Source organism: Acidocella sp. MX-AZ02 (genome assembly GCF_000306035.1).
GTDB lineage: Bacteria > Pseudomonadota > Alphaproteobacteria > Acetobacterales > Acetobacteraceae > Acidocella > Acidocella facilis.
Genome location: NZ_JH976207.1, coordinates 402,099 through 423,964 on the forward strand (window position 1 = coordinate 402,099; position 21,866 = coordinate 423,964).

General features: G+C 64.9%; 21 protein-coding genes and 1 tRNA gene. 9 read left to right on the plus strand and 13 right to left on the minus strand.

Annotated features, from left to right (window positions below; translation table 11 throughout):
• On the plus strand, positions 1 to 194 hold a 194-nt coding region (locus tag MXAZACID_RS19085), incomplete at its 5' end, for a hypothetical protein (protein WP_008492348.1).
• Between the two features lie 29 nt (positions 195 to 223).
• Here MXAZACID_RS19085 and MXAZACID_RS01940 read toward each other — a convergent pair.
• From MXAZACID_RS01940 to MXAZACID_RS01960, 5 genes are all read right to left on the minus strand, one after another.
• On the minus strand, positions 224 to 1,546 hold the full coding sequence (locus MXAZACID_RS01940) for an MFS transporter (protein WP_008492349.1): 1,323 nt from the start codon (positions 1,544 to 1,546) through the stop codon (positions 224 to 226).
• Positions 1,547 to 1,645: 99 nt separating this feature from the next.
• Positions 1,646 to 1,828 (minus strand): hypothetical protein, encoded by a 183-nt coding sequence (locus tag MXAZACID_RS01945; RefSeq protein ID WP_008492350.1) that lies wholly within the window; start codon positions 1,826 to 1,828, stop codon positions 1,646 to 1,648.
• Positions 1,829 to 1,941: 113 nt separating this feature from the next.
• Complete coding sequence (locus MXAZACID_RS01950; RefSeq protein WP_205619720.1) at positions 1,942 to 2,850, minus strand: L,D-transpeptidase; 909 nt, start codon at positions 2,848 to 2,850, stop codon at positions 1,942 to 1,944.
• Between the two features lie 124 nt (positions 2,851 to 2,974).
• Complete coding sequence (locus MXAZACID_RS01955; protein WP_008492352.1) at positions 2,975 to 3,328, minus strand: hypothetical protein; 354 nt, start codon at positions 3,326 to 3,328, stop codon at positions 2,975 to 2,977.
• 111 nt (positions 3,329 to 3,439) lie between these two features.
• Positions 3,440 to 3,513: transfer RNA gene (locus tag MXAZACID_RS01960), tRNA-Cys, on the minus strand.
• 161 nt (positions 3,514 to 3,674) lie between these two features.
• Between MXAZACID_RS01960 and MXAZACID_RS01965 the strand changes: the two genes are divergently transcribed.
• From MXAZACID_RS01965 to MXAZACID_RS01995, 7 genes are all read left to right on the plus strand, one after another.
• Positions 3,675 to 4,346: a protein-L-isoaspartate O-methyltransferase gene (locus MXAZACID_RS01965; protein WP_008492354.1), complete on the plus strand. Its 672-nt coding sequence runs from the start codon at positions 3,675 to 3,677 to the stop codon at positions 4,344 to 4,346.
• Between the two features lie 17 nt (positions 4,347 to 4,363).
• Positions 4,364 to 5,866, plus strand: a complete 1,503-nt coding sequence (locus MXAZACID_RS01970; protein ID WP_008492355.1) for a TolC family outer membrane protein — start codon at positions 4,364 to 4,366, stop codon at positions 5,864 to 5,866.
• 103 nt (positions 5,867 to 5,969) lie between these two features.
• The gene (locus MXAZACID_RS01975) at positions 5,970 to 6,860 is read left to right on the plus strand and encodes a DUF2497 domain-containing protein (RefSeq protein WP_008492356.1); all 891 of its coding nucleotides are present in this window, start codon (positions 5,970 to 5,972) and stop codon (positions 6,858 to 6,860) included.
• Between the two features lie 144 nt (positions 6,861 to 7,004).
• On the plus strand, positions 7,005 to 9,650 hold the full coding sequence (locus MXAZACID_RS01980; protein ID WP_008492357.1) for a valine--tRNA ligase: 2,646 nt from the start codon (positions 7,005 to 7,007) through the stop codon (positions 9,648 to 9,650).
• 7 nt (positions 9,651 to 9,657) lie between these two features.
• Positions 9,658 to 10,674: a glycosyltransferase family 4 protein gene (locus MXAZACID_RS01985; RefSeq protein WP_008492358.1), complete on the plus strand. Its 1,017-nt coding sequence runs from the start codon at positions 9,658 to 9,660 to the stop codon at positions 10,672 to 10,674.
• Entirely contained in the window at positions 10,671 to 11,114 is a 444-nt protein-coding gene (locus tag MXAZACID_RS01990) for a GNAT family N-acetyltransferase (RefSeq protein WP_008492359.1), read from the plus strand. Before MXAZACID_RS01985 ends, MXAZACID_RS01990 begins: the two co-directional genes overlap by 4 nt.
• Entirely contained in the window at positions 11,111 to 11,446 is a 336-nt protein-coding gene (locus tag MXAZACID_RS01995; protein WP_008492360.1) for a hypothetical protein, read from the plus strand. Before MXAZACID_RS01990 ends, MXAZACID_RS01995 begins: the two co-directional genes overlap by 4 nt.
• Positions 11,447 to 11,611: 165 nt before the next feature.
• Here the strand turns inward: MXAZACID_RS01995 and MXAZACID_RS02000 are convergent, their stop codons facing one another.
• The 3 genes from MXAZACID_RS02000 to pepN are packed head-to-tail and all read right to left on the minus strand — an operon-like array spanning position 11,612 to position 15,575.
• Entirely contained in the window at positions 11,612 to 12,295 is a 684-nt protein-coding gene (locus MXAZACID_RS02000; RefSeq protein ID WP_008492361.1) for a glutathione S-transferase N-terminal domain-containing protein, read from the minus strand.
• A complete protein-coding gene (locus tag MXAZACID_RS02005) occupies positions 12,292 to 12,978 on the minus strand; it encodes a glutathione binding-like protein (RefSeq protein WP_008492362.1) in 687 nt (228 codons plus the stop codon). The genes MXAZACID_RS02000 and MXAZACID_RS02005 overlap by 4 nt, the downstream gene beginning before the upstream one ends.
• An 11-nt stretch (positions 12,979 to 12,989) precedes the next feature.
• Complete coding sequence (gene pepN, locus MXAZACID_RS02010; RefSeq protein WP_008492363.1) at positions 12,990 to 15,575, minus strand: aminopeptidase N; 2,586 nt, start codon at positions 15,573 to 15,575, stop codon at positions 12,990 to 12,992.
• A 58-nt stretch (positions 15,576 to 15,633) separates the two neighbouring features.
• On the opposite strand from pepN, the gene MXAZACID_RS02015 reads away from it, so the two are divergent.
• Positions 15,634 to 16,773, plus strand: coding sequence for a GNAT family N-acetyltransferase (locus tag MXAZACID_RS02015; RefSeq protein ID WP_008492364.1), 1,140 nt, complete (start codon positions 15,634 to 15,636; stop codon positions 16,771 to 16,773).
• A gap of 110 nt (positions 16,774 to 16,883) precedes the next feature.
• Here MXAZACID_RS02015 and MXAZACID_RS02020 read toward each other — a convergent pair whose 3' ends face one another.
• The 5 genes from MXAZACID_RS02020 to MXAZACID_RS02040 form a co-directional block, all read right to left on the minus strand.
• Positions 16,884 to 17,990: an ABC transporter substrate-binding protein gene (locus MXAZACID_RS02020; RefSeq protein ID WP_008492365.1), complete on the minus strand. Its 1,107-nt coding sequence runs from the start codon at positions 17,988 to 17,990 to the stop codon at positions 16,884 to 16,886.
• 75 nt (positions 17,991 to 18,065) lie between these two features.
• On the minus strand, positions 18,066 to 18,785 hold the full coding sequence (locus tag MXAZACID_RS02025; protein WP_008492366.1) for an ABC transporter ATP-binding protein: 720 nt from the start codon (positions 18,783 to 18,785) through the stop codon (positions 18,066 to 18,068).
• A complete protein-coding gene (locus MXAZACID_RS02030; protein ID WP_008492367.1) occupies positions 18,782 to 19,609 on the minus strand; it encodes an ABC transporter ATP-binding protein in 828 nt (275 codons plus the stop codon). The genes MXAZACID_RS02025 and MXAZACID_RS02030 overlap by 4 nt, the downstream gene beginning before the upstream one ends.
• A 3-nt stretch (positions 19,610 to 19,612) precedes the next feature.
• Positions 19,613 to 20,884 carry a high-affinity branched-chain amino acid ABC transporter permease LivM gene (gene livM, locus MXAZACID_RS02035; RefSeq protein WP_008492368.1) on the minus strand — a complete coding sequence of 424 codons (1,272 nt, stop codon included), beginning with the start codon at positions 20,882 to 20,884 and terminating at the stop codon, positions 19,613 to 19,615.
• A gap of 2 nt (positions 20,885 to 20,886) precedes the next feature.
• Entirely contained in the window at positions 20,887 to 21,795 is a 909-nt protein-coding gene (locus MXAZACID_RS02040; protein ID WP_008492369.1) for a branched-chain amino acid ABC transporter permease, read from the minus strand.
• Between the last annotated feature and the right edge of the window lie 71 nt (positions 21,796 to 21,866).

The following is a 21,866-nucleotide window of genomic DNA, read 5'->3' on the forward strand; positions in this document are numbered from 1 at the left end:
AACAGGCGCCCGGGCTTTCTGCGGCCAGCCTCGCCAAGCTGGCGGCGCGCTTCGGCCCGGCCCGGCGGTCCTTGCGCCGCTTCGGCGTCGGGCGCGATTGGGCGGTGCCGAAGGCAGAGACGCGGCCGGGGATGACGCTGGAGGATATGTTCTCCTTCGAGACCCAATGCCGTCTGATGGGCGCCGAGGCCTGAACGCAGGGGGGAGCCTCCTGCCAAGAAGCTCAGTCGGCAGCCGTGGCGGAGAGCGGTGTTGAGAGCGCCTCCAGCGATTGCCCCTCGGCGGGAACCGCCAGGAATGCCGCCAGCACGCCCGCCCCGGCCATCAGCGCCCCGGCGAAGAGATAGCCCCCGCAAATGGCCAGCGGCGAGCCGTCGCCGATGAGCCGGCCAAAGACCAGAGGTGCCAGCACGCCCCCCAGCGCGGTGCCGAAGGCGTAGAACAAAGCGATCGCCAGGGCCCGGATTTCCAGCGGAAACAGCTCGCTCGCGGTGAGATAGGCGGCGCTGGCGGCGGAGGAGGCAATGAAGAAGATCGCCGCCCAGGCCAGGGTCTGCGTCGTCGCGTCGAACCATCCGTGCAGAAACCCGTAGCCGGTGGCGGCGAGCAGCACGCCGGAGAGGATATAGGTGGCGGCCAGCATGATCCGCCGCCCCAGCGTATCAAAGAGCCAGCCCAGCCATAGCGGCCCGAGAAAATTCCCTGCCGCCAGCGGCAACAGATACAAGCCGGCGCGCCCCTGTGGGACGTGATAGAAGCGCGTGAGCATCAGCGCGTAGGTGAAGAACAGCGCATTATATAAAAACGCCTGCGCCGCCATCAGCGCCAGCACCAGAATGGTGCGGGCGCGGTAGGTGCGCAGCAGCACCGGCAGGATCACGCCCAGCCCGAAGCTCTTGCGCGGCTGCAGCGTCAGTTTCGGCAGATCGTCTGGCACGTCACTGTCCGTCCGTGCCTCGATCTCGCGCATCAGCGCCTCGGCCTCCTGCGCGCGCCCATGGGTGATCAGCCAGCGCGGGCTCTCAGGGATGATCCGCCGCAGTGCCAGCACCCCCAGCCCGATCACCGCGCCAATGCCAAATCCCAACCGCCAGCCGAGATCTTCCGGCAGCCAATGCGGATTGAGCAGGACCAGGCTCATCCCCGCGCCGATCACCGCCCCCAGCCAATAGGTGCCGTTGAGGCCGAGGGCGACGCGCCCGCGCAGCCGGGCCGGGATCAGCTCATCCACCGCCGAATTCACCGCGGCATATTCCCCGCCGATGCCCAGCCCCGTCAGCAGCCGGAAGGCCCCCAGCGCGGCGCCGTTCCAGGCAAAAGCGCTCAGCGCCACCCCGGCCAGATAGCAACCCAGCGTGAGGAAGAAAATCCGCCGCCGGCCGAACCGGTCTGTCGCCGCCCCGAACAGCAAGGCCCCGGCCACGGCCCCGGCGAGATAGCAGGAGCCGATCGCCCCCACCGCCTGCGGGCTGAGATTCAGCGTGTGCGGGCTGGTCAGCACCGCGCCCAGCGCGCCGATGATGGTAACCTCCAGCCCGTCCAGCATCCAGCTCGCCCCGAGCCCTGCCAGCACCAGCGCGTGAAAGCGGCTCCAGCGCAGCCGGTCGAGTCGCGCCGGGATATCGGTGGTGATCCGGCGAATGGCTCAGAACCCGGCGAAGCTGGCGGGATTCTGCGCCGTATCCTCGGTCTCGATCTCCGCCGGCTGGGTGATCCGCTTGCGCTGCGGCTTGGCGTTCAAATCTTCCCCGCCCGTCGGCGGGCTGGTCTGCGGGCGCGGGGCTGGTGTACTCTTGGCGGGTTCCTGGCGGGGATTATGATTTTTCATGCCCCCTTCTAGCAAACCGCGCCGGGGCAATCCTGACCTCTGAATGAGGAGCCCGTCACGATCTCCCGCCCGCGGGCGCCGGGGCGGAGCCCGATAATCACCGCCGCCCCGGCTCAGCTGTGATTGATGCTCTTCATGTAATTCGCCCAGTTCTGCTCGATCTGCTGCGCCTCCTGCGGGTCGGACAGCGGCGCGTCGGGCTCGGAGCTGTCGACTACCACCAGCTTGTCCCCGGCCAGCGGCGATTGCACATGGTCCGGTCCGAACAGCCAGGCAATTTCCGGATCGCTTGCTGCCTTCGGCGCCAGGTCCGCGTCGAGCAGCCCGTGATGGTCGATGAAGACATTGAACTTGGTGGGAATATGGATGCAGGCCTCGGACTCCGGCGTGCCCAGCTTGGGCTCCAGATAGACCGGATCGGTCGCGTGCATTTCCAGCCGCACCACCGCCACCTGGCCGGGATGGCGCCAATCGGCGGTGGTGGACCAGCCGAAATCATAAACCCGCAAGCCCTTGGCGCCGATGCCGCGAATGCCGTTCTGGTTCACCGTGCCCTGGGCGCGGTAGCCGGGGATGCTGCCATCATTGATCATCACCCCCACCGGGGTCTTGAAATGCTCGGCCTGGCCTGGGCGGCCGGTGCTCACTTTTACCGCCCCCAGTACTTCCCATGCGGCGCCGGGCTGGGCGAACACCACCAGCAGGCGCTGCACCTTCACCGCGCGGTCCACCACCATCACCAGCTGCGGATGATCGATCGGCACATTGCGGGTCTGCAGCGCCTTGCGGGCGAGGGCGATGGCGCGGTCGCGTTCCGCCTGCGGCACCGCCACATCCTGGGTGCCGAGGGCCAGCTTCATCTCGTCGGCGAGGTGGAGGGCCTGCGCCGCCGGGTCGGCGGGCGAGACAGCGGGCTGAGCATTCTGCCCCGCCTGCTGGGGCGCCGGGGCGATGGTGGTCACGGGTTGCGCCCGCGCCGGGCCAGCCGCCGCGAGGGCGAGCGCGATCAAAGCGGCAGCCAAGGGGGGGACGAAAAACACTAAAAGTCTCGGGCATGACGAATCCGCAGTCTAAGCCCCTCAAATTGTCTCGTCCGGGCCGCGCAAGTCAAATTTTATCGTTGAAATACCGGTGGTTTGCGGAAAGTCATGGCGATGGGGTGACAGCCTTGGGGGGCAGGGACAGCAAATCGTCCTGGACTTTTTTCAGCTTCTCCGGGGTCAGCCGGCCGCCGGAGAGCGGGGCCAGATCCGACAGGCTCATGCTGTTGAACATCTGATAATGGGGGCTGGCCATCATCCCCGGCAGATCGCGCTCCAGCACCGCCTTGCCGCGCGGATCCGCCGCGATCTGGTCGATCGGCGTTTGCAGCGAAAAAGGCTCCGCGACAGGGGGGGATAAGACCGGCGCCGGCGGCGTTGGCGCTGTCCCGCACCCCGAAAGAGCGGCGAGCAGTCCCAGACAGAGAGGAGATTTCCAGAGTCGCGGGGCTTCGAGCATGGCCCATCTTAGAGCCTCGGTGGGGATTGTATAGAACAAGCCGCGTTGGCCGGCGGCGGGGCGCGCATCCCCGGCTTGTGGCGGAGGGACGCTGTCGGGGGCACCGATAAATGGAGGTCCGGGCGGGAATCGAACCCACATTCGCGGATTTGCAGTCCGCTGCATCACCACTCTGCCACCGGACCGGCTTGGTGTGGGCCCTATATCCTCGGGCGGGGGGCGTCGGTCAAGCCGGGTTTCACGGCTTTGCCAAAAATCTGCGCAGGCGGCCGGGTGGAACCGCCGCAGTTGAGTTTGCCACCGCCCCGCCGCTATAAGGTTCGCACTTGCGAAGCGGAAAGGTACCATGGCTCATACCGATGAATTTGCGACGGCGCGCGGCAATATGGTGGATTCGCAGGTCCGCCCCAACCATGTGCATGATCTGCGGGTGATCGGCACCATGCGCGTGCTGCCGCGCGAAGCCTTCGCCCCGGTGGCCGCCCAGGCCTATTCAGATGCCGATCTGAAGCTGGGCGAGGGGCGGTATATGCTCAAGCCGATGGTCACGGCGCGGCTGGCGCAGATGGCCCTGGCGCCGTCCGCTTCCACCCAGCAGAAGCTGCATATTCTGGTGATCGGCGCCGGCCGCGGCTATCTCGCGGCGCTGCTGAGCCTCGCCGGGGCCGATGTGGTGGCGCTGGAAGAAGAGCCGCGCCTGAATAATGGCGCCCTGGCCGCGCACGCGCCGCTGGTGCAGGCGGTGAGCGGCCCACTGGCCGCCGGCTGGCCGGCCGCCGGCCCTTACGATGTCATCGTCATCGAAGGCGCGGTCACCGAGATCCCCGCCATTCTGGCCGCGCAGCTCACTCCGCAGGGGCGGGTGGTGACGATTCTGGCGGATGACGCCGCCCCCGGCGCGATCGGGCGCGCGGTGATCGCCGAAGCGGTACCGGGTGGCTATACCAGCCTGCCGGTGTTCGATTGCGCGGCCCGGCTGCTGCCGCAATTCGCGCCAGCCCCCGCCTTCGTATTTTGAACCGGGAGGGCAGAGCCTTGCCGCGCCTGTTCTGGCTGTCCGGCGTGGCGCTGGCGATGCTGCCCGCCGCCGCCTGCGCCGCCCCGCCCGCCAATCTCACCGATGCGCTGGTCGCGGCCTATTATAACAACCCCACCCTGCAGGAGCAGCGCGCGGCGCTGCGCCAGGCGGATGAAGAGGTGCCAACCGCGCTGGCCGGCTGGAAGCCGACGGTGGAGTTGCAGGGGCAGTTTGGTCGTGTCACCGGCGCCGAGAAATACAACACCACCTCCTTCGATCCGCTGACCCAAAAATACGTGACCACCTCCAGCAAGGTGCCGGAAAACGGGACGGAGAAGACCGCCCAGGTCACGGTGACGCAACCGATCTATAAGGGCGGCAAAACCATCGCCCAGACTCGGCAATCGAAGAACGATGTCGCCGCCGCCCGCGCGCAGCTGCTCTCCCAGGAGCAGACGATCTTCCAGAATGTCGTGCAGGATTATGTCGCGGTGGTGGCCGACCAGAAGCTGCTCGCCTTGCAGCAGAGCAACCAGGACGTGCTGACCAAGCAGCTGCACGATACCCAGACCCAGTTCAATCTCGGCGAAATCACCATGACCTCGGTGGCCCAGGCTCAGGCCTCGCTGGCGCAGGCCCAGGAGCAGGTGCAGGTGGCGCAGGGCAATCTGCGCATCGCCCGGGAGAATTTCCGGCAGCTGGTGGGTGAATATCCGGCCGATGCGCTGGCGCCGCCGCAGCCTCTGGTGTTGCCGGTCAGCGGCAAGGCGGATGCCGGCAAGGTGGCGGTGGCCAATAATCCGGACGTGGTGGCCGCGGAATTCAACGATGCCTCGCAGAAGGATGCGGTGGATGTCGCCTTCTCGGCGCTGATGCCGCAGCTTTCGTTGCAGGCCTCGGCCTATAAGCAATCCGGCAGTTCCGGCCAGAACACCTATACCAGCGGCGCCTCCTTCATCGGCCAGCTGACGGTGCCGCTCTATCAGGGCGGCTCGGAATATGCCGCCATCCGCCAGGCCAAGGCCAAGGAGCAACAGGCTTTCGCCGCCGTGCTGGTGGCGCAGCGCAAGGCCTATTCGCAGGCGACCCAGAGCTGGGAGGGGATGGTCTCATCGCGCGCCGCGGTGCTGGCCAGCAATGCGCAGATCAAGGCCGACGCGATCGCCCTGGACGGGACGGAGCGCGAGGAGCTGGTTGGCACCCGCACCACGCTGGATGTGCTCAATGCCCAGCAGGCGGTGCTCACCTCCCAGGTGCAGCAGGTGCAGAATATCGCGCAGATGGTGAATTATTCCTACGCCATCGCCGCCGCGATCGGCCGATTGACCGCGCGGGACTTGAATTTGCCTGTACATGCGTATGATGATCAGAAATATTACGACGCAGTTAAGTATGCCGGATTCGGAACGGGTGCGGCGGCGGATCGGCGGGCGGGCATCGCGCCAGATGGCGAGCTGCTGAATGCCCCGCCTGTTCCGCCGGTGGTACCGGTATCTGATTCGGCGCAGACCGCGCCCTAGAGCCTCACGCTTTTCGCGCGAGGCTCTAGAGTTGATATTAGCGAGCAAATTTATCCGGTCGAACGAGTCGGTTTGATCGGATGTTGCCCTAGAAGGAGGCAGGATGAGCGACGGCGACGGCATTTCCAACCGCCCCGGCCCGGCCAGCGCGGCGGAACCTTCGATGGAGGAGATCCTCGCCTCTATCCGGCGGATTCTGTCCGAAGAAGAGAGCGGCGGCAAGCGCCAGGCGGCCTCTGACGAGCTGGTGCTGCGGGCCAGCATGCGCGTACTCTCGCCCGAACTGCCCGCCTCCGCCACCGAGCCGCCGCGCACACCGGACCCGGTCATTTCGCCGGAAGAGCCGTCCTTGCCGCAGCCCGGGCATTTCGCCCAGGCGCCGAGCTTCGAGCCGCCGCCTGCCCTGGAACCCGCGCCGATCACCATCCATGTCGAGCCCGAGCCGGTGCCGACCCCGGTCTGGCAGCAAACGCCGTTTCCGCCCGCTGACGAGCAGGCCCCGCCGGCTTATTATCAACAACCGGCGGCGCCGGCCTACCCCCAGGAACCGGCGGCACCGTTCCATGACGCCGCGCCCGCGCAGCCGGCCTATCCGCCGCCGCATGAGCCGATTTATCAATCTCCTCAACCGCCCTCGATTTTCTCGGCCCAGCCCGCATCCGAGACGCTGTTTCCGATGCAGGCCGAGCCCTCTTATTTCGACCCCCAGCCCAGCCAGAAGGATGAGACCATGGACGAGCAGTTTCAGGGCCCGGAAGGGCTGGTCGGCGATCAGGCCGTGTCCGATATCAGCAACTCGATCGGCGCGCTGGTGCGCAGTGTCAGCGCCGAGCGCGCCGCTGGCGTCGGCCGCGCCGGTGTCACCATCGAGGATATCGTCCGCGAGGAGATGAAGCCGGTGCTGAAGGCCTGGCTGGATACGCATCTGCCGAGCCTGGTGGAGCGCATGGTCCGCGCCGAGATCAATCGTGTGATCGAACAGGCGCAGCGCTGATCCCCTCCCCAGACTAGCCTTTTCAAAGACGGGGGGAACGGCCGTAAGGCGCCCCCCCCAAGCCCGCCCCGGCGCGCCCCGCCGGTTTTTGTTTTCCCAGTAAGTTCGCCCAGGCCCGGGCGTTGAGGTTTTGACGTGACGACATTGGATAAGAGTTTCGAGCCGGCCTCCTGCGAGGCGCGGCTTTATGCCGGTTGGGAAGCTTCCGGCGCCTTCGCCGCCCAGCCGGGCCGCGACGCCGAACCCTACACGATCATGATCCCGCCGCCGAACGTCACCGGCAGCCTGCATGTGGGCCACGCGCTGACGATGACGCTGCAGGATATTCTGGTCCGCTACCGGCGCATGCAGGGGCGCGACGTGCTCTGGCAGCCGGGCACCGACCATGCCGGCATCGCCACCCAGATGGTGGTGGAGCGGCTGCTGGATAAGGAAGGGGTCTCCCGCAAGGAACTCGGCCGTGAGACTTTCCTCTCCCGGGTCTGGCAGTGGAAGGCGGAATCCGGCGGCAACATCACCCGCCAGCTGCGCCGCCTCGGCGCCTCGCCGGACTGGGCGCGTGAGCGTTTCACCATGGATGAGGGGCTCTCCGTCGCCGTGCGCGAAGTGTTCGTGCGGCTGTTCGAGGAAGGGCTGATCTACCAGGATAAACGCCTGGTGAACTGGGACACCGCCTTGCAGACCGCGATCTCGGACCTTGAGGTCGAGAGCCGGGATGTGAAAGGCCATATGTGGTATATTCGCTATCCGGTTGAGGGGGACGAGGAGATCATCGTCGCCACCACCCGCCCGGAGACGATGCTGGCGGATACCGCCGTGGCGGTGCATCCCGAGAACGAGACGTACAAGCATCTGATCGGCAAGATCGTCACTTTGCCGCTGACCGGCCGGAAGATCCCGGTGGTCGCCGATGAGTATGCCGACCCGGAGAAAGGCACGGGTGCGGTGAAGATCACCCCGGCGCATGATTTCAACGATTTCGAGGTCGGCAAGCGGCACGGGCTGGAGATGCCCTCGATGCTCGACAAGCAGGGCCGCATCACGCTGGCTGAACTTGGCGAGATGCCGGATTTCGTACGCTCGCTCGAAGGGCTGGACCGGTTTGCCGCGCGAAAACTGATCGTCGCCGAGCTGGAGGCGCAGGAGCTGCTGGTGGAGGTGAAGCCGCACCCGCATATGGTCCCCTATGGCGACCGCTCCGGCACCGTGATTGAGCCGTTCCTCACCACCCAATGGTATTGCAACGCCCATGTGCTGGCGCAGCCGGCGATCAAGGCGGTGGAAGAGGGGCGGATCAATTTCGTGCCCAAGCAATGGGAAAACACCTTCTTCGCCTGGATGCGCGACATCCAGCCCTGGTGCATTTCCCGTCAGCTCTGGTGGGGCCATCGCATCCCGGCCTGGTATGACGAGGCGGGCAAGGTGTACGTGGCGCGCACTGCGGAAGAGGCACAGGCCAAGGCCGGGGGCGGTGTGACGCTGACCCAGGATGAGGACGTGCTGGATACCTGGTTCTCCTCCGCCCTGTGGCCGTTCTCGACCCTGGGCTGGCCGGAACAGACGCCGGAACTGGCGAAATATTACCCGACCGATACGCTGGTGACCGGCTTTGACATCATCTTCTTCTGGGTCGCCCGGATGATGATGATGGGGCTGCATTTCATGGGGGATGTGCCGTTCCGCACCATCTATATCCATGGGCTGGTCCGCGACGAGAAGGGCCAGAAAATGTCCAAATCCAAGGGCAATGTGCTGGACCCCCTGACCCTGATCGACGAATACGGCGCCGATGCGCTGCGCTACTCCGTCGCCGCTGCGGCGGGGCAGGGGCGGGATGTGAAGCTGGGGGCGAAGATCGTCGAAACCAATCGTGGCTTCATCACCAAGATCTGGAACGCGGCGCGCTTCCTGGAAATGAACGGGGTGAAGCCGAACCCGGATTTCAAGCCGGAGAACGCGAAATTGCCGCTCTGCCGCTGGATTTTGGAGTGTGCGGCGTCGGCGTGTAATGCGGCGACTGCGGGTCTCGAAAATTTTCGACCCGACGATTATGCCAAAGTTTGCTACCATTTTGTTTGGGACGAATTTTGCGATTGGTTTGTCGAACTCGCAAAACCAAGCTTTTCAACGGGCGATGCCGAAGAGGTTCGCAATACGGCTGCTTACGTGCTCGGGGTTATGCTGCGATTGTTGCATCCCCTAATGCCTTTTGTCACTGAAGAGCTGTGGGACCATTTTGGTTACGGCTCGTCCGGAGCGCTGATCACTGCTCGTTGGCCGCAAGAGGAAAGCGTACTTCACAGCGGCGATCGACCGGTTGGCCCCCGAGAGATAGATTGGCTTAAGGCGATTATTTCGGAAATTAGGTCCGTGCGATCCGAGATCAATGTTCCCCCGTCGGTAAAGTCCGAGGTGTTGCTGCAGGATGCGTCGCCCAAATCATTGGAGTGGGCAGAGACATATTTTGAAGCGATCTCCCGCCTCGCCCGCGTGTCAAAAATCGGCCCGCTCGACGGTCCGGTGCCGAAGAATGCCGCCCAGGCGGTGCTGGGCGAGGCCACGATCATCCTGCCGCTGGAAGGGCTGATCGACCTCGAAGCCGAGAAGAAGCGCCTCGCCGCCGCGTTGGCGAAGGCCGAGAGCGAGTTGAAAAAGGTGCAGGCCAAGCTCGGCAATGCCGATTTCACCTCCCGCGCCCCGGAAGCGATCCTCGAAGAGCATCGCGAGCGCGAGCAGAGTTTCGGCAATGAGGTGACGCGCCTTTCGGCGGCGCTCTCCCGCCTCGCCTGAGGGCCGCATGCGCATCCTGCTGGTCAACCATGAATTCACCATCACGGGGGCCAGCACGGTGCTGCTGCGGCTGGCGGCGCATTTGCAGGCGCGCGGCCATAGCCTGACCGTGCTGCCCGCCAACCCGGAAGACGGGCCGATCAAGGCCGCCTATGAGGCGCTTGGGATCGGCATCGCCACCGGGGCGGCGTTGAGCGCGTTCGATATCGCCATCGCCAACGGCATCGGCACCACCCAGGCGGTGATCGATATTGCGGGCCGGGTGCCGACCATCTGGTTTCTGCACGAGGCGGAGGTGGGGCTGCGCATCCTGCTCAAAAATCCGGCGCTCGGGCAGGCGTTCGGCATCGCGGCGGCGGTGGTGTACCAGACCGCCTATCAGGCGGAAATCTATCGCTCCTTCACCTACGCGCTGCCACCGCGGAAATTTCACATCATCCCGAACGGGCTGCCCCCCTTGCCGGAGAGCCTGCCGGCGGTGCGGCCGAAAGCCCGGCCCTTGCGGCTGGTGCAGGTGGGTAGCGTGGAGCCGCGCAAGCGCGGCGGTGATCTGATCCGCGCCGTGGCCGCCGCCGGGCTGGATATGGAATGCGTGCTGTGCGGGCGGGTTTATGAGCTGGATGAGGCGGCGCGGCGCCTGGCCGAGGCCGAGCCTTCACGCTTCATCCTCACCGGCGAGGTGCCGCCGGAAACCGCTCTGGCCTGGATCAAGTCCGCCGATATCAGTGCTCTGGTTTCGGAGAGCGAGTCACAGCCGGTTTCGGTGATGGAGGCAGCGCGGTTCGGCAGACCTTTGCTGCTGTCCGATCTTGGGATCTATCGCGGCATATTCACCCATGGGCAGAGCGCGTTGATGGCGCCGGTCGGGCATGTGGCGCTGCTGGCCGCCAATCTGGCGCTGCTGGCCGGTAATCCCGGCTTGCGTGCGCAGCTGGGGCAGGCGGCGGCGCAGGCGGTGCGCGGCTTCACCGCGGCACGGTTCTTTCTGCAATTCGAGGCGGTAATCGCCGGGCTGGCGGCATGAGCCTGCGCATCCGCCCGCTGGAGGCTGAAGACCGCGCCGGCTGGGAGGCGCTGTGGCAGGGCTATTTGCGGTTCTATGAGGAAGATTTGCCCGGCGAGGTGACCGAGATCGTCTTTCAGCGCCTGCTCGACCCGGCCGAGCCGATGGTTGCCTTGGTTGCCGAGGGTGAGGGCGCCTTGCTGGGGCTGGTGCATTGCGTGTTTCATCGCGGCACCTGGTCGGTGAGCGATGTCTGCTATCTGGAAGACCTCTTCACCGCGCCGGCGGCGCGCGGCCAGGGGGTGGGGCGGGCGCTGATCGAGGCGGTGTATGAGCTGGCGCGCGGGCGCGGCGTGGGCCGGGTCTATTGGGTGACGCAGGAGGGCAACAAGACCGCCCAGGCGCTTTATGAAAAGCTCGCCGAGCGGGCGGATTTCATCCAGTACCGGAAAAGCCTGTGAGTCATATTGCCGCTCTGGGGCTGCTGATCCTGGCGGCCTGCCTGGAAGCCGGCGGCGATGCGCTGGCCCGGACGGCGCTCCACGCCCATGCGCTGCCCGTCCGGCTGGGGTTTTTCAGCGCGGCGGCGTTGGTGCTGTTCATCTATGGGGTGACGGTGAATTTGCCGCCCTGGGATTTCGGGCGGCTGCTGGGCGTTTATGTGGCGCTGTTTTTCGTGGTGGCGCAGCTGATCAATCTGTTCGCTTTCGGCGTGCGCCCTGGCCTGCCGGTGCTGGCGGGCGGGGTGCTGATCCTGGCCGGCGGGCTGCTGATGACGTTTTGGAATAAATAAAAGTTTTCGGGCGAAAGACCGGCATGCTTGGCGACGCTGTCGTCATCCCCCCGGACATTCATGGGGAGTTTTTGAAAAAACTCCCCATCCCTTCGGCGCCTTTCCAACGCTGCTGTGCAGCGTTGGAACCTTCGGCGCCGACGCCCCCAAAACCTTCCGCAAATTTCAGGCGGCGGGTGTGGCGTCTTCCAGCCCATACGTCCCCAGCACCCGCTCCATCCAGCCCAGGAGCGCGTCGCCCGGCTGAAATAGCGGTGTGGAGGACATCAGCCGCCCCCATTGCAGCGCGCCGAAGACGATATGGTCCGCCCAGTTCGGCGCTTCGCCGGCGAGGAAGGCCTGGTCGGTCAGCAGCTTGCGTAATGGCCGCAGCACCAGGTCGAGCCGTTCCAGCGCCAGATGCCGGGTGGCGTCGAACTCCTCCAGCCGGCGCCCCAGCATCGCCTCGCGGGTCAGGCGGAAATACTCCTGATCCTTCGGGTGCAGCCGGCGATGAATATCCGCCACCACCACCTGCGCCAGGGCAGGATGCAGCGACATCTCCGCCCATTGCTTGACGAACATGCTCAGCGCCCGGGCTGGCGGCTCGCCGAACAAGGAGGCCTCGTTCGGGTAGGTGCGCTCCAGGTAATCGGCGATGATCTGGCTGTCGGAGACGATGTTGGCGCCATCCAGCAGCACCGGCACCTTGCCCTGGCCGGATGCGGCAAGCGCCTCCTTTTCGGTGAAATGCCAGGGAATGGTTTCGTAAGCGAGGTTCTTGTGCGCCAGCGCCAGCTTCACCCGCCAGCAATAGGGGGAGAAGCGGGTGCCGTCGGCGGCGGTGAGATCGTAGAGGGTGCGGTTCATCGCGCCGTCTGGCCGAACAAGATCTTGTTGGCATCCTGGGTCACGGTTGGCGCGCTGTTGATCGCCTTGGCCTTCTCATAAGCGCGCTGCACCGCCGGGCGCGCGCTCATGCGCGCGAACCAGGCTTGCAGATGCGGGAAATCCTCAAGCTTCTGCTGCTGGCGCTCATAGGGGACGATCCAGGGATAGCTCGCCATATCCGCGATCGAGTACTCGCCAGCGATATAATCACGCCCTTCCAGCTGCTTGTTGAGCACGCCGTAGAGACGGTTGGTCTCCTTCACATAGCGTTCCATCGCGTAAGGAATGCGCTCGGGCGCGTATTGCACGAAATGATGGTTCTGCCCGGCCATCGGCCCCAGCCCGCCCATCTGCCAGTACAGCCATTGCAGCACCTCGAAGCGCGGGCGCGGGGCCTTGGGGAGGAACTGGCCGGTCTTGTCGGCCAGATATTCCAGAATGGCGCCGCTCTCGAAAATACCGAGCGGCGCGCCGCCATCGGCGGGGGCCATGTCGCGGATCGCCGGGATGCGGTTATTTGGCGCGAAGGCCAGGAAATCCGGGTTGAACTGCTCGCCTTTGGAGATGTTCACGGGGAAGATCTTGTACTCCAGCCCGGCCTCTTCGAGGAAGATGCTGACCTTATGGCCGTTCGGCGTGGTCCAGTAATAAAGCTCGATCATTGCGTCACTCCTTACGCCAGCGCCTTCGCGGCCAGCTCATATGTGTTGGGGCTGAGATGTTCACGCGCCAGGATGCGTTCAAGCTCAGCCTTCATCAGCCCCTGGCGGCCAGCATCGAAACGCCGCCAATGGCCAAGGGCGGTGACCAGCCGCGCGGCGATCTGCGGGTTGGTCTCATCCAGCCGCAGCACGAAATCCGCCAGCAGCTTGTAGCCGGTGCCGGATGCGTCGTGGAACACCGCCGGATTGCCGGTAAAGGCGCCGATGAGGGCGCGCACCCGGTTGGGGTTGCGCAGATCCATCGCCTCGTGCGTGGCCAGGGCCTGCACCCGGGCCAGCGTATCCGGCGCATTGCTGCGGGCCTGCACGGCGAACCATTTATCCAGCACCAGCGGGGTGGATTGCCATTCTTCGAAGAAGGCCGCCAGTGCCTGGTCACGGGCCGCGCCTTGCGTGTCCACCAGGCAGGCGAGGGCGGCCAGGCGCTCGGTCATGTTGCCGGCCTTCGCGAACTGGGTGGCGGCTGGGCCGCTCTCGCCGGCGGCGGTGAGATAGCCCAGAGCCGCATTGCGCAGCGCCCGCGCGCCCATGGCGACCCCGGAGACATCCTCCGGCGCGGCGCCGGCAAACCCGTCATACACGGCCTGGAATTCCGCCTTCAGCGCCATCCCCAGCGCCTTGCGGGCGGCCTGGCGCACGGCATGGATGGCATCCGGGTCCACCACCTCCATATCGTCGGCGAGCAGGCTTTCCATCGGCAGCACCAGCGCCTCGGCGGCAAAGGCGGGGTCGCGTTTGGCGTCGGCCAGAATCGCGGCGATGGCGTCTTTCAGCCCGGCATCCAGGCTGAAGCCCTTGCCCTGTTGATGGGCGGCCACAGCGTCCAGCAGCACCGCGCTGGCATAGCGCTGCAACGCATCCCAGCGGTTGAACAGATCCCCGTCATGCGCCGCCAGGAAGGCCAGACGCTCGCAGCTCTGGCCTTTCAGCTTCACCGGGGCGGAGAAATGCCGGAATAGCGAGACGGCCTTCGGCGCCTGTTTCAGTTCGAAATCGAAGCGCTGCGATTTTTCGCGCAACAGCAGGGTTTCGGCATGCAGCTCGGCGCCTTTCTCCTCCAGCAGCGCCATGGCGACCGGGATCAGCAGCGCCTGCTTCTCCGGCTGGCCGGGTGTGGGGGCGGTGTGCTGATGCAGGGTCAGGGTGAAGGTGTTGGAGGATTCGTCCCAGCTCTCTTCAAAACTCACCTCAGGCGTGCCGGCCTGGCCGTACCAGAGCATTAGCTGCTTCAGGTCGATGTCGGTGGCGGATTGCATCGCCGCCCAGAAATCCTCCACCGTCGCGGCGGAGTTGTCGTTCTTGGCGATATATTCATCCATGCCGCGCCGGAATGCCTCCGGCCCGATGATGGTGCGGTACATCCGCACGATCTCCGCACCTTTTTCGTAAATCGTCGTGGTATAGAAATTGTTGATTTCCAGATAGCTGGCCGGGCGGACCGGATGCGCCAGCGGGCCGGCATCGTCGCGGAACTGGGTGGCGCGCAGCAGCCGGACATCGGCGATGCGCTTCACCGCCGCCGAGAACTGGTCCGACATATATTGCTGGTCGCGGAAGACGGTGAGGCCCTCTTTCAGCGAGAGCTGGAACCAGTCCCGGCAGGTGACGCGATCGCCGGTCCAGTTATGGAAATATTCATGCGCGATGACGCGCTCGACATTCTGGAAATCCGCATCGGTGGCGGTTTTGGAATCGGCCAGCACATAGGCGGTGTTGAAGATGTTGAGGCCCTTATTCTCCATCGCCCCGGCATTGAAATCCGAAACCGCGGCGATGTTGAAAATATCGAGATCATATTCGAGGCCGAAAACCTCCTCGTCCCATTTCATCGAGCGCTTCAGCGCGCCCATGGCGTGATCGCAGCGCGTCTCGTCGCCGCGCTCGACCCACACGCCCAGCTCCACCTTGCGGCCGGAGGCGGTGGTGAACTCATCCTTCACCGCCACCAGATCCGCCGCCACCAGCGCGAAGAGATAAGAGGGTTTCGGGTGCGGGTCTTCCCACTCCGCATAGGCCTTGCCGTTTTCCACGCCGCTTGCCAGCTTGTTGCCGTTGGAGAGCAGGATGGGGAATTTATCCGCATCGGCGCGCATGCGCACATGGTAGCGCGCCATCACGTCCGGCCGGTCCGGGAAGAAGGTGATCTTGCGGAACCCCTCCGGCTCGCATTGGGTGAAGAAGCCGGAGCCAGACATATAGAGGCCGGAAAGCTCGGTATTGGCGGCGGGATCGATGCGCACGCTGGTCTCCAGCACCGCCTCGTCGGGCAGCTCGGGCAGGGTCAGGCTGTTCGCATCCAGCGTGTAGCGATTATCGCCCAGCGCCTCGCCATTCAGCGCGATGGAGAGCAGCTCCAGCTTGCGGCCATCGAGCTTCAGCGGGCCCGGGGCGTTGCGGCGCAGCTGCAAGCGCGCATGCACGATGGTCGCCTCCGGCGCCAGCTCGAAATCCAGCGAAACCTTGTCCACCAGGAAGGCGGGCGGGCGGTAATCCGCGAGGTTCACCGGGGTGCGGGTCGGGGTCTGTCCATCAGCCATGCGTCTGTGCTTCCTGTTCCTGCTAGCGAAATGCCGCCGCCACCGCATATGGTAGGGCATGGACGGTGAGACATCTCTACAGCTTGAGATTTTTCCGACGATTGCCGAGATCGGGCAAGAGGCATGGGACGGGTGCTTCAGGGAGGATAACCCGTTTATCTCCTATGCGTTTCTCTCAAGCCTGGAGGAAAGCGGCTCTGTCGGCGGGCGTAGCGGTTGGCATCCCCGGCATCTGGCGTTGCGCGACGCGGCGGGCGGGCTGCAGGCGGTGGCGCCGGCCTATGCGAAAACCCATTCCTACGGCGAATATGTGTTCGACCAGGGCTGGGCCAATGCTTTCGAGCGCGCCGGCGGGCGCTATTATCCGAAATTGCAGGTGGCATCGCCTTTCTCCCCGGTGCCGGGGCCAAGGCTGCTGGGGGCGACGCCGGAGGTGATGGCGGCGGCGCTGGAGGCGAGTTGCAACGCCACCAAAACCTCCTCCGCGCATGTGACCTTCTGCACCGAGGCGGAGTGGGAGGGGCTGGGCCGGGCCGGCTGGCTGCAGCGGCTGGGCATGCAGTTTCACTGGGAAAATCCAGGCTATGAGAGCTTCGAGGAATTTCTCGGCGCGCTCTCCTCGCGCAAGCGCAAAGCCATTCGCCGTGAGCGGCGCGACGCCCAGGCGGGGCTGACCTTCCGGGCGCTGAGCGGGCCAGAGCTGACGCCGGCGATCTGGGCGATATTCTATGAATTCTATCTCTCCACAGTCGAGCGCAAATGGGGCGGGGCGTATCTGACCCCGGAATTCTTCCCGCTGCTGGGCCAACGCCTGGGGGAGCGCGTGGTGCTGATGCTGGCGGAGCGGAACGGCAAGCCGATCGCCGGGGCGCTTAATCTGCGCGGCGACGGCGTGCTGTACGGGCGCAATTGGGGGGCGCTGGAGGATGTGCCCTTCCTGCATTTCGAGCTCTGCTATTACCAGGCGATCGACTACGCCATCGCGCACGGGCTGAAGCGGGTGGAGGCCGGGGCGCAGGGGCAGCATAAGATCCAGCGCGGCTACCTGCCCAAGCCCACCTACTCGGCGCATTATATCGAACATCCCGGCCTGCGCGCGGCGGTGGCGGAATTTGTCGCGGCCGAGCGCGAGGAAATGCTGAGCGCGATGGAGGCGATGGCGGCCGAGGGGCCGTATCGGCGGGATGGGGAGAGTTAGGCTAAAAATCTTGGGTTAATCCGGTCGACAGCCTGCGGGGCGGCCAGATTCCGCCCGACATAAAAAAGCCCTGCATAATGCCGGGCTTTTCCGTTTTCTGGGCGCAGGCCTTACGGCTTCAGCGCGTACATGGCGTAATTGCCGTCATGCCACTTGTAGATGGCGTAGGCGGCGTTGACGACGTCGCCCTTGGAGTCGAACTTGATCGGCCCGAGCACGGTGTTCCACGGCCCGCCCGCCTTCAGCTCTTTCGCGACCTTGGTGGGGTTGGTGGTGCCGGCCTTCTTGGCGGCTTCCGCCCAGACCTGCACGGTGGCGTAGGAGTACAGCACATAGCCGGACGGGTCTTCCTTCGCGGCGGTCAGTTCGGCGACGACCTTGGCGGCGGCCGGGTCCTTCTCGGCCGGCGGCGGGAAGGTCATCAGCATGCCTTCAGCGGCGCTGCCGGCCACCTGCCACAGGGCGGAGGTCACGGCCGCGTCTTCCGAGAAATATTGCGGCGTGAAGCCCTGGGTGACGCCTTCGCGCATGATCAGGCCCATATCGGAATAATAGCCGCCCATATAGACCAGGGTGATGCCCTGCTCCTTCATGCGCGAGATCAGCGCGGAGTAGTCCTTGTCGCCGGCGGTGTAGGAGGTGTTGTAGGCCACCTTCACGCCCAGCTTCTTCAGGTTCAGCCGCACCTGGTCGGCAATGCCCTTGCCGTAGGTGGAGTTATCGTCCAGCACCGCGATCTTCGCCTTGGGGAAGTGCTTGGCGATATATTCCGCGGCCACCTTGCCCTGCTGGTCGTCACGGCCGCAGGTGCGGAAGGTGTAGGGGCTGCCATCATCGGTGTAGGCCGGGTTGGTCGAGGCCGGGGAGATCTGCAGGATGCCGGCATCCTCATAGACCTTGCTGGCCGGGATCGAGGAGGCGGAGCAGAAATGCCCGTCCACCATCACCACGCCATCGGAGACCAGCGTGTTGGCGGCGGAGACGGCCTGCTTCGGATCGCAGGCATCGTCCACCGGCACCGGCACCAGCTGCTTGCCGAGCACGCCGCCGGCCTTGTTGATGTCGGAGATCGCGAGGTCGAAGCCGGTCTTCATCTGCACGCCGAAGGCGGCGTTGGAGCCGGTGAGGGGACCGGCCATGCCGATCTTGATCTGCGCATGGGCGAGGCCGGTGCCGAGCGCCAGCAGCGCGGCGGTGCCAAAAAGGATGTTACGCAAAGTCTGCTCCTGTTGTTTATGGTGACGATCTTAGACAAGGTGCAAAACGAGTATGAGCCCAAAAAATGGGCCGTATCAATGGCTGCCTTCGAGATAGGCGGCCCTGATTTCGGGCTTGGCGAGCAGTTCCGCGCCAGTGCCCTGCATGGTCAGCTGACCATTGACCAGAACATAGGCGCGGTGCGCCAGGCGCAGCGCCTGGTTGGCATTCTGCTCGACCAGCAGAACGGTGAGCCCGGTTTCCCGGTTGAGGTCGCGGATGGCACCGAAAATCTGCTTGATCACCAGCGGAGCCAGGCCCAGCGAGGGCTCGTCCAGCAGCAGCAGCTTCGGCTTGCTCATCAGCGCGCGGGCAATGGCCAGCATTTGTTGTTCGCCGCCAGAGAGCGTGCCGGCGCGTTGCGCGAAGCGCTCCTGCAGCCTGGGGAACAACGCGAACATCTTTTTCAGGTTCACGTCGTAATCTTCGTAATCGATCACCTGCGCGCCCATCAGCAGGTTTTCCTCGACACTCATGCGCGGGAAAATTCGCCGCCCTTCCGGCGACTGGGCGATGCCCTTGCGGGCGATCTGGAAGGCGGGAAGGGTGGTGATGTCCTCGCCATAATACAGCACTCGGCCGGTCTTGGCCTTGGGCATGCCGAAAATGGTCATCATCAGCGTGGATTTGCCGGCGCCATTGGCGCCGATCAGGGTGACGATCTCGCCTTCCGGCACCTCGATGGAGACATCGCGCAGCGCCTGGATTGGGCCGTAAAAGCTGCTCACCCCCTGGAGTTCGAGAACATTGCTCATGCCACGCTCTCCGCCACCGGCGCGTCGGGGTCGTCCTCGTCGCCCTCGCCGAGATAGGCGGCGATGACGGCGGGGTCGTTGCGGATCTCGGTCGGGCTGCCATCGGCGATCTTCTTGCCGTGGTCGAGCACGATAATATGGTCGGAAATCTTCATCACGACGCCCATGTCATGTTCGATGAGCAGCAGCGAGCAGCCTTCATCGCGGATTTTCAGAAGCAGCTGGTTGAGCCCGGCGGATTCGCGCGGGTTGAGGCCGGCGGCCGGCTCGTCCAGGCAGAGCAAGGCGGGCTCGGTGCACATGGCGCGGGCGATTTCCAGGCGGCGCTGGTCGCCATAAGGCAGGGCGCCGGCGGGATCGTCGGCGCGGGCCATCAGCCCGGTCTGGTCCAGCCAGTGCTTGGCCAGCTCGATCGCCTGTTTCTCGGCCTTGCGATAGCCGCCCAGCCCGAGCACGCCGAGCACGCCGAAGCCGGTTGCCGATTGCAGCTTGTTATGCTGCGCGATCAGCAGGTTTTCCAGCGCCGTCATGCCGCCGAACAGGCGGATATTCTGGAAGGTGCGCGCCACCTTGCCCTTGGAGGCGACCTGGTGGCCGGCCAGCTTCTCCAGCCGCACGATTTTGCCCAGGCTGGGCGACATCGCGATGCTGCCTTCGGTCGGCTTGTAGAAGCCGGTGATGCAGTTGAAGAGCGTGGTCTTGCCCGCACCGTTGGGGCCGATGACGGCGGTGATATGGCCGCGCTCAGCGGCGAAGGACACGTTATTGACCGCGGTGAGGCCGCCAAAACGCATCGTCAGGTTGGAGACGGAGAGAATGGTCATGGCTCAGCCCTTGCCTTCGGCGCGCAATTCCGCGCCGATCATTTTCGCTTTGCCCAACGAGACCGAGGGGCGGCGGATGGAGATGAAGCCGCGCGGGCGCACCACCATGATGGTCACCAGCGCCAGGCCGAAGATCAGCATGCGGTAGATCTGCAGCGATTGCAGCAATTCGGGAATGCCGATCATCACGCAGGCGGCCAGCACCACGCCGAGCTGGCTGCCAGCTCCACCCAGCACCACGATGGCGAGCACGGTGGCGGATTCGATGAAGGTGAAGCTATCCGGGCTGATGAAGCTCTGCCGTGCGGCGAAGAAGCAGCCGGCGAAGCCACCGAACATCGCGCCGATGGCGAAGGCGGTGAGTTTGGTGTTGCGCACATTGATGCCAAGCGAGCGGCAGGCGATCTCATCCTCGCGCAGCGCCTCCCAGGCGCGGCCCAGGGGCTGTTTGCGCAGCCGCAGCGTCACCCAGTTGGTGAGCAGCGCCAGCGCCAGGATCACATAGAAAAGATAGGCGGTTTTCTGCCAGGGCATCGGGTCGACGCCGAAGAAGCCGGCGAAGGTGCCCGGGCCGCCGGCCATGGAGAATTTCAGCCCGAACAGGCTAGGGGCTGGCATGCCGAGCAGACCGTTGGGCCCGCCGGTGAGCGAGACCCAGTTGGTGATGACCAGCCGGATGATTTCCCCGAAAGCGAGGGTGACGATGGCCAGATAGTCGCCACGCAGCCGCAGCACCGGAAAGCCCAGGCACACGCCCCAGAAGGCGGCGAGGATGCCGGCCAGCGGCAGGCACTCCCAGAAGCCGAGCCCGAAATTCGAGGCCAGCAGCGCGAAGGAATAGGCGCCGACGGCATAGAAGGCGACGTAGCCGAGATCGAGCAGGCCGGCGAGGCCGACGACGATGTTCAGCCCCCAGCCCAGCATCACGTAAGTGAGGATGAGCACGCCGAGATCGATATAGGCGTTGGGCATGCCGGGCAGCAGCGGGAAGATGATCGCCACCGCCAGCAGCACCGGGCCGATATATTTTGCCGCCCGGGCGGCGGCGGCGCCATTGCTGGGCTTGGCGGTGCGCTTGCCGCGTAGCCTGTGCCAGGCCAGCATCGCCATGCGGGCGATGAAGGTGGCGGCCACCGCCAGCGCCAGCCGCTCCGGCGTTGGGCCGAGCGTGAGATTGCCGGAGGTGCCGTCCCCCAGATGCACGCCGAGGAAGGGGGCGAAAATCAGCAGCGCGAAAAATGCGCAGAGGCCCGCATCTTTGAGATCTTCCAGCATGATCAGACCTTCTCGATCTCGTGGCGGCCGAGCAGGCCGGAGGGCATGAACATCAGCACGATGGCCAGGATCGAATAGACCGCCGCGTCCTTATAGGCGACGGTGGCATAGCCGGACCAGAACGCCTCGATCAGCCCGATCAACAGCCCGCCCAGCACCGCGCCCGGCAGCGAGCCGATGCCGCCCAGCACCGCCGCGGTGAAGGCTTTGATGCCGGCATTGAAGCCGATATAGAAATCGATCACCCCGTAATAGAGCAGGAACATCACCCCGGCGAAGGCGGCCAGGGCCGAGCCGATGACGAAGGTGAGGCTGATCGTGCGGTTGGTGTTGACGCCCAAGAGGGCGGCCATTTTCGCATCCTGCTCAACCGCGCGCATCGCCCGGCCCAGCGGGGTTTTGGTGACCAGATAGGTGAAGGCCGCCAGCAGCACGAGGGTGACGATGATGATGGCGAGCTGCATCCAGGTCAGCTGCACAACGAAATCGCCCTGCTTCAGCAGCACGATGCCGCCGGGCAGCAGGTTGGGAATCGCCCGCTCCAGCGCACCTTGGCTCACCTGCACGTAATTTTCCAGCACGATCGACATCCCGATGGCCGAGATCAGCGGCGCCAGGCGAAAGGAGCCGCGCAGCGGCCGGTAGGCCACGCGCTCGATGGAGAAGCCGTACACAGCGCAGATGAAGGCTGAAATGACGAAGGCCGCGGCGAGGGCCACGGGCAGGGAGGTGACGGTGGACAAGGCTGTCAAGATGATGATGCCGACGAAGGCGCCGATCATAAAAACATCACCATGCGCGAAATTGATCATGCCGATGATGCCGTAGACCATTGTATAGCCAATGGCGATCAGGCCATAGATCATGCCTAGCGTCAGGCCGTTGATCAGTTGCTGCAGTGCATAGGCCATGTGCACGTGTTCCTTAAAAAAGCCGTAATCATGCGCCTATTGGATATGACCAATGCGTTAAGGTCAATGCC

What these genes read in the sequence shown, in the direction of transcription:
- MXAZACID_RS01940 (WP_008492349.1), bottom strand. Translation starts at nt 1,546, where the DNA reads ATGCTGGACGGGCTGGAGGTTACCATCATCGGCGCGCTGGGCGCGGTG.
- MXAZACID_RS01945 (WP_008492350.1), bottom strand. Translation starts at nt 1,828, where the DNA reads ATGAAAAATCATAATCCCCGCCAGGAACCCGCCAAGAGTACACCAGCC.
- MXAZACID_RS01955 (WP_008492352.1), bottom strand. Translation starts at nt 3,328, where the DNA reads ATGCTCGAAGCCCCGCGACTCTGGAAATCTCCTCTCTGTCTGGGACTG.
- MXAZACID_RS01965 (WP_008492354.1), top strand. Translation starts at nt 3,675, where the DNA reads ATGGCTCATACCGATGAATTTGCGACGGCGCGCGGCAATATGGTGGAT.
- MXAZACID_RS01975 (WP_008492356.1), top strand. Translation starts at nt 5,970, where the DNA reads ATGAGCGACGGCGACGGCATTTCCAACCGCCCCGGCCCGGCCAGCGCG.
- MXAZACID_RS01985 (WP_008492358.1), top strand. Translation starts at nt 9,658, where the DNA reads ATGCGCATCCTGCTGGTCAACCATGAATTCACCATCACGGGGGCCAGC.
- MXAZACID_RS01990 (WP_008492359.1), top strand. Translation starts at nt 10,671, where the DNA reads ATGAGCCTGCGCATCCGCCCGCTGGAGGCTGAAGACCGCGCCGGCTGG.
- MXAZACID_RS02000 (WP_008492361.1), bottom strand. Translation starts at nt 12,295, where the DNA reads ATGAACCGCACCCTCTACGATCTCACCGCCGCCGACGGCACCCGCTTC.
- MXAZACID_RS02005 (WP_008492362.1), bottom strand. Translation starts at nt 12,978, where the DNA reads ATGATCGAGCTTTATTACTGGACCACGCCGAACGGCCATAAGGTCAGC.
- pepN (WP_008492363.1), bottom strand. Translation starts at nt 15,575, where the DNA reads ATGGCTGATGGACAGACCCCGACCCGCACCCCGGTGAACCTCGCGGAT.
- MXAZACID_RS02015 (WP_008492364.1), top strand. Translation starts at nt 15,634, where the DNA reads ATGGACGGTGAGACATCTCTACAGCTTGAGATTTTTCCGACGATTGCC.
- MXAZACID_RS02025 (WP_008492366.1), bottom strand. Translation starts at nt 18,785, where the DNA reads ATGAGCAATGTTCTCGAACTCCAGGGGGTGAGCAGCTTTTACGGCCCA.
- MXAZACID_RS02030 (WP_008492367.1), bottom strand. Translation starts at nt 19,609, where the DNA reads ATGACCATTCTCTCCGTCTCCAACCTGACGATGCGTTTTGGCGGCCTC.
- livM (WP_008492368.1), bottom strand. Translation starts at nt 20,884, where the DNA reads ATGCTGGAAGATCTCAAAGATGCGGGCCTCTGCGCATTTTTCGCGCTG.
- MXAZACID_RS02040 (WP_008492369.1), bottom strand. Translation starts at nt 21,795, where the DNA reads ATGGCCTATGCACTGCAGCAACTGATCAACGGCCTGACGCTAGGCATG.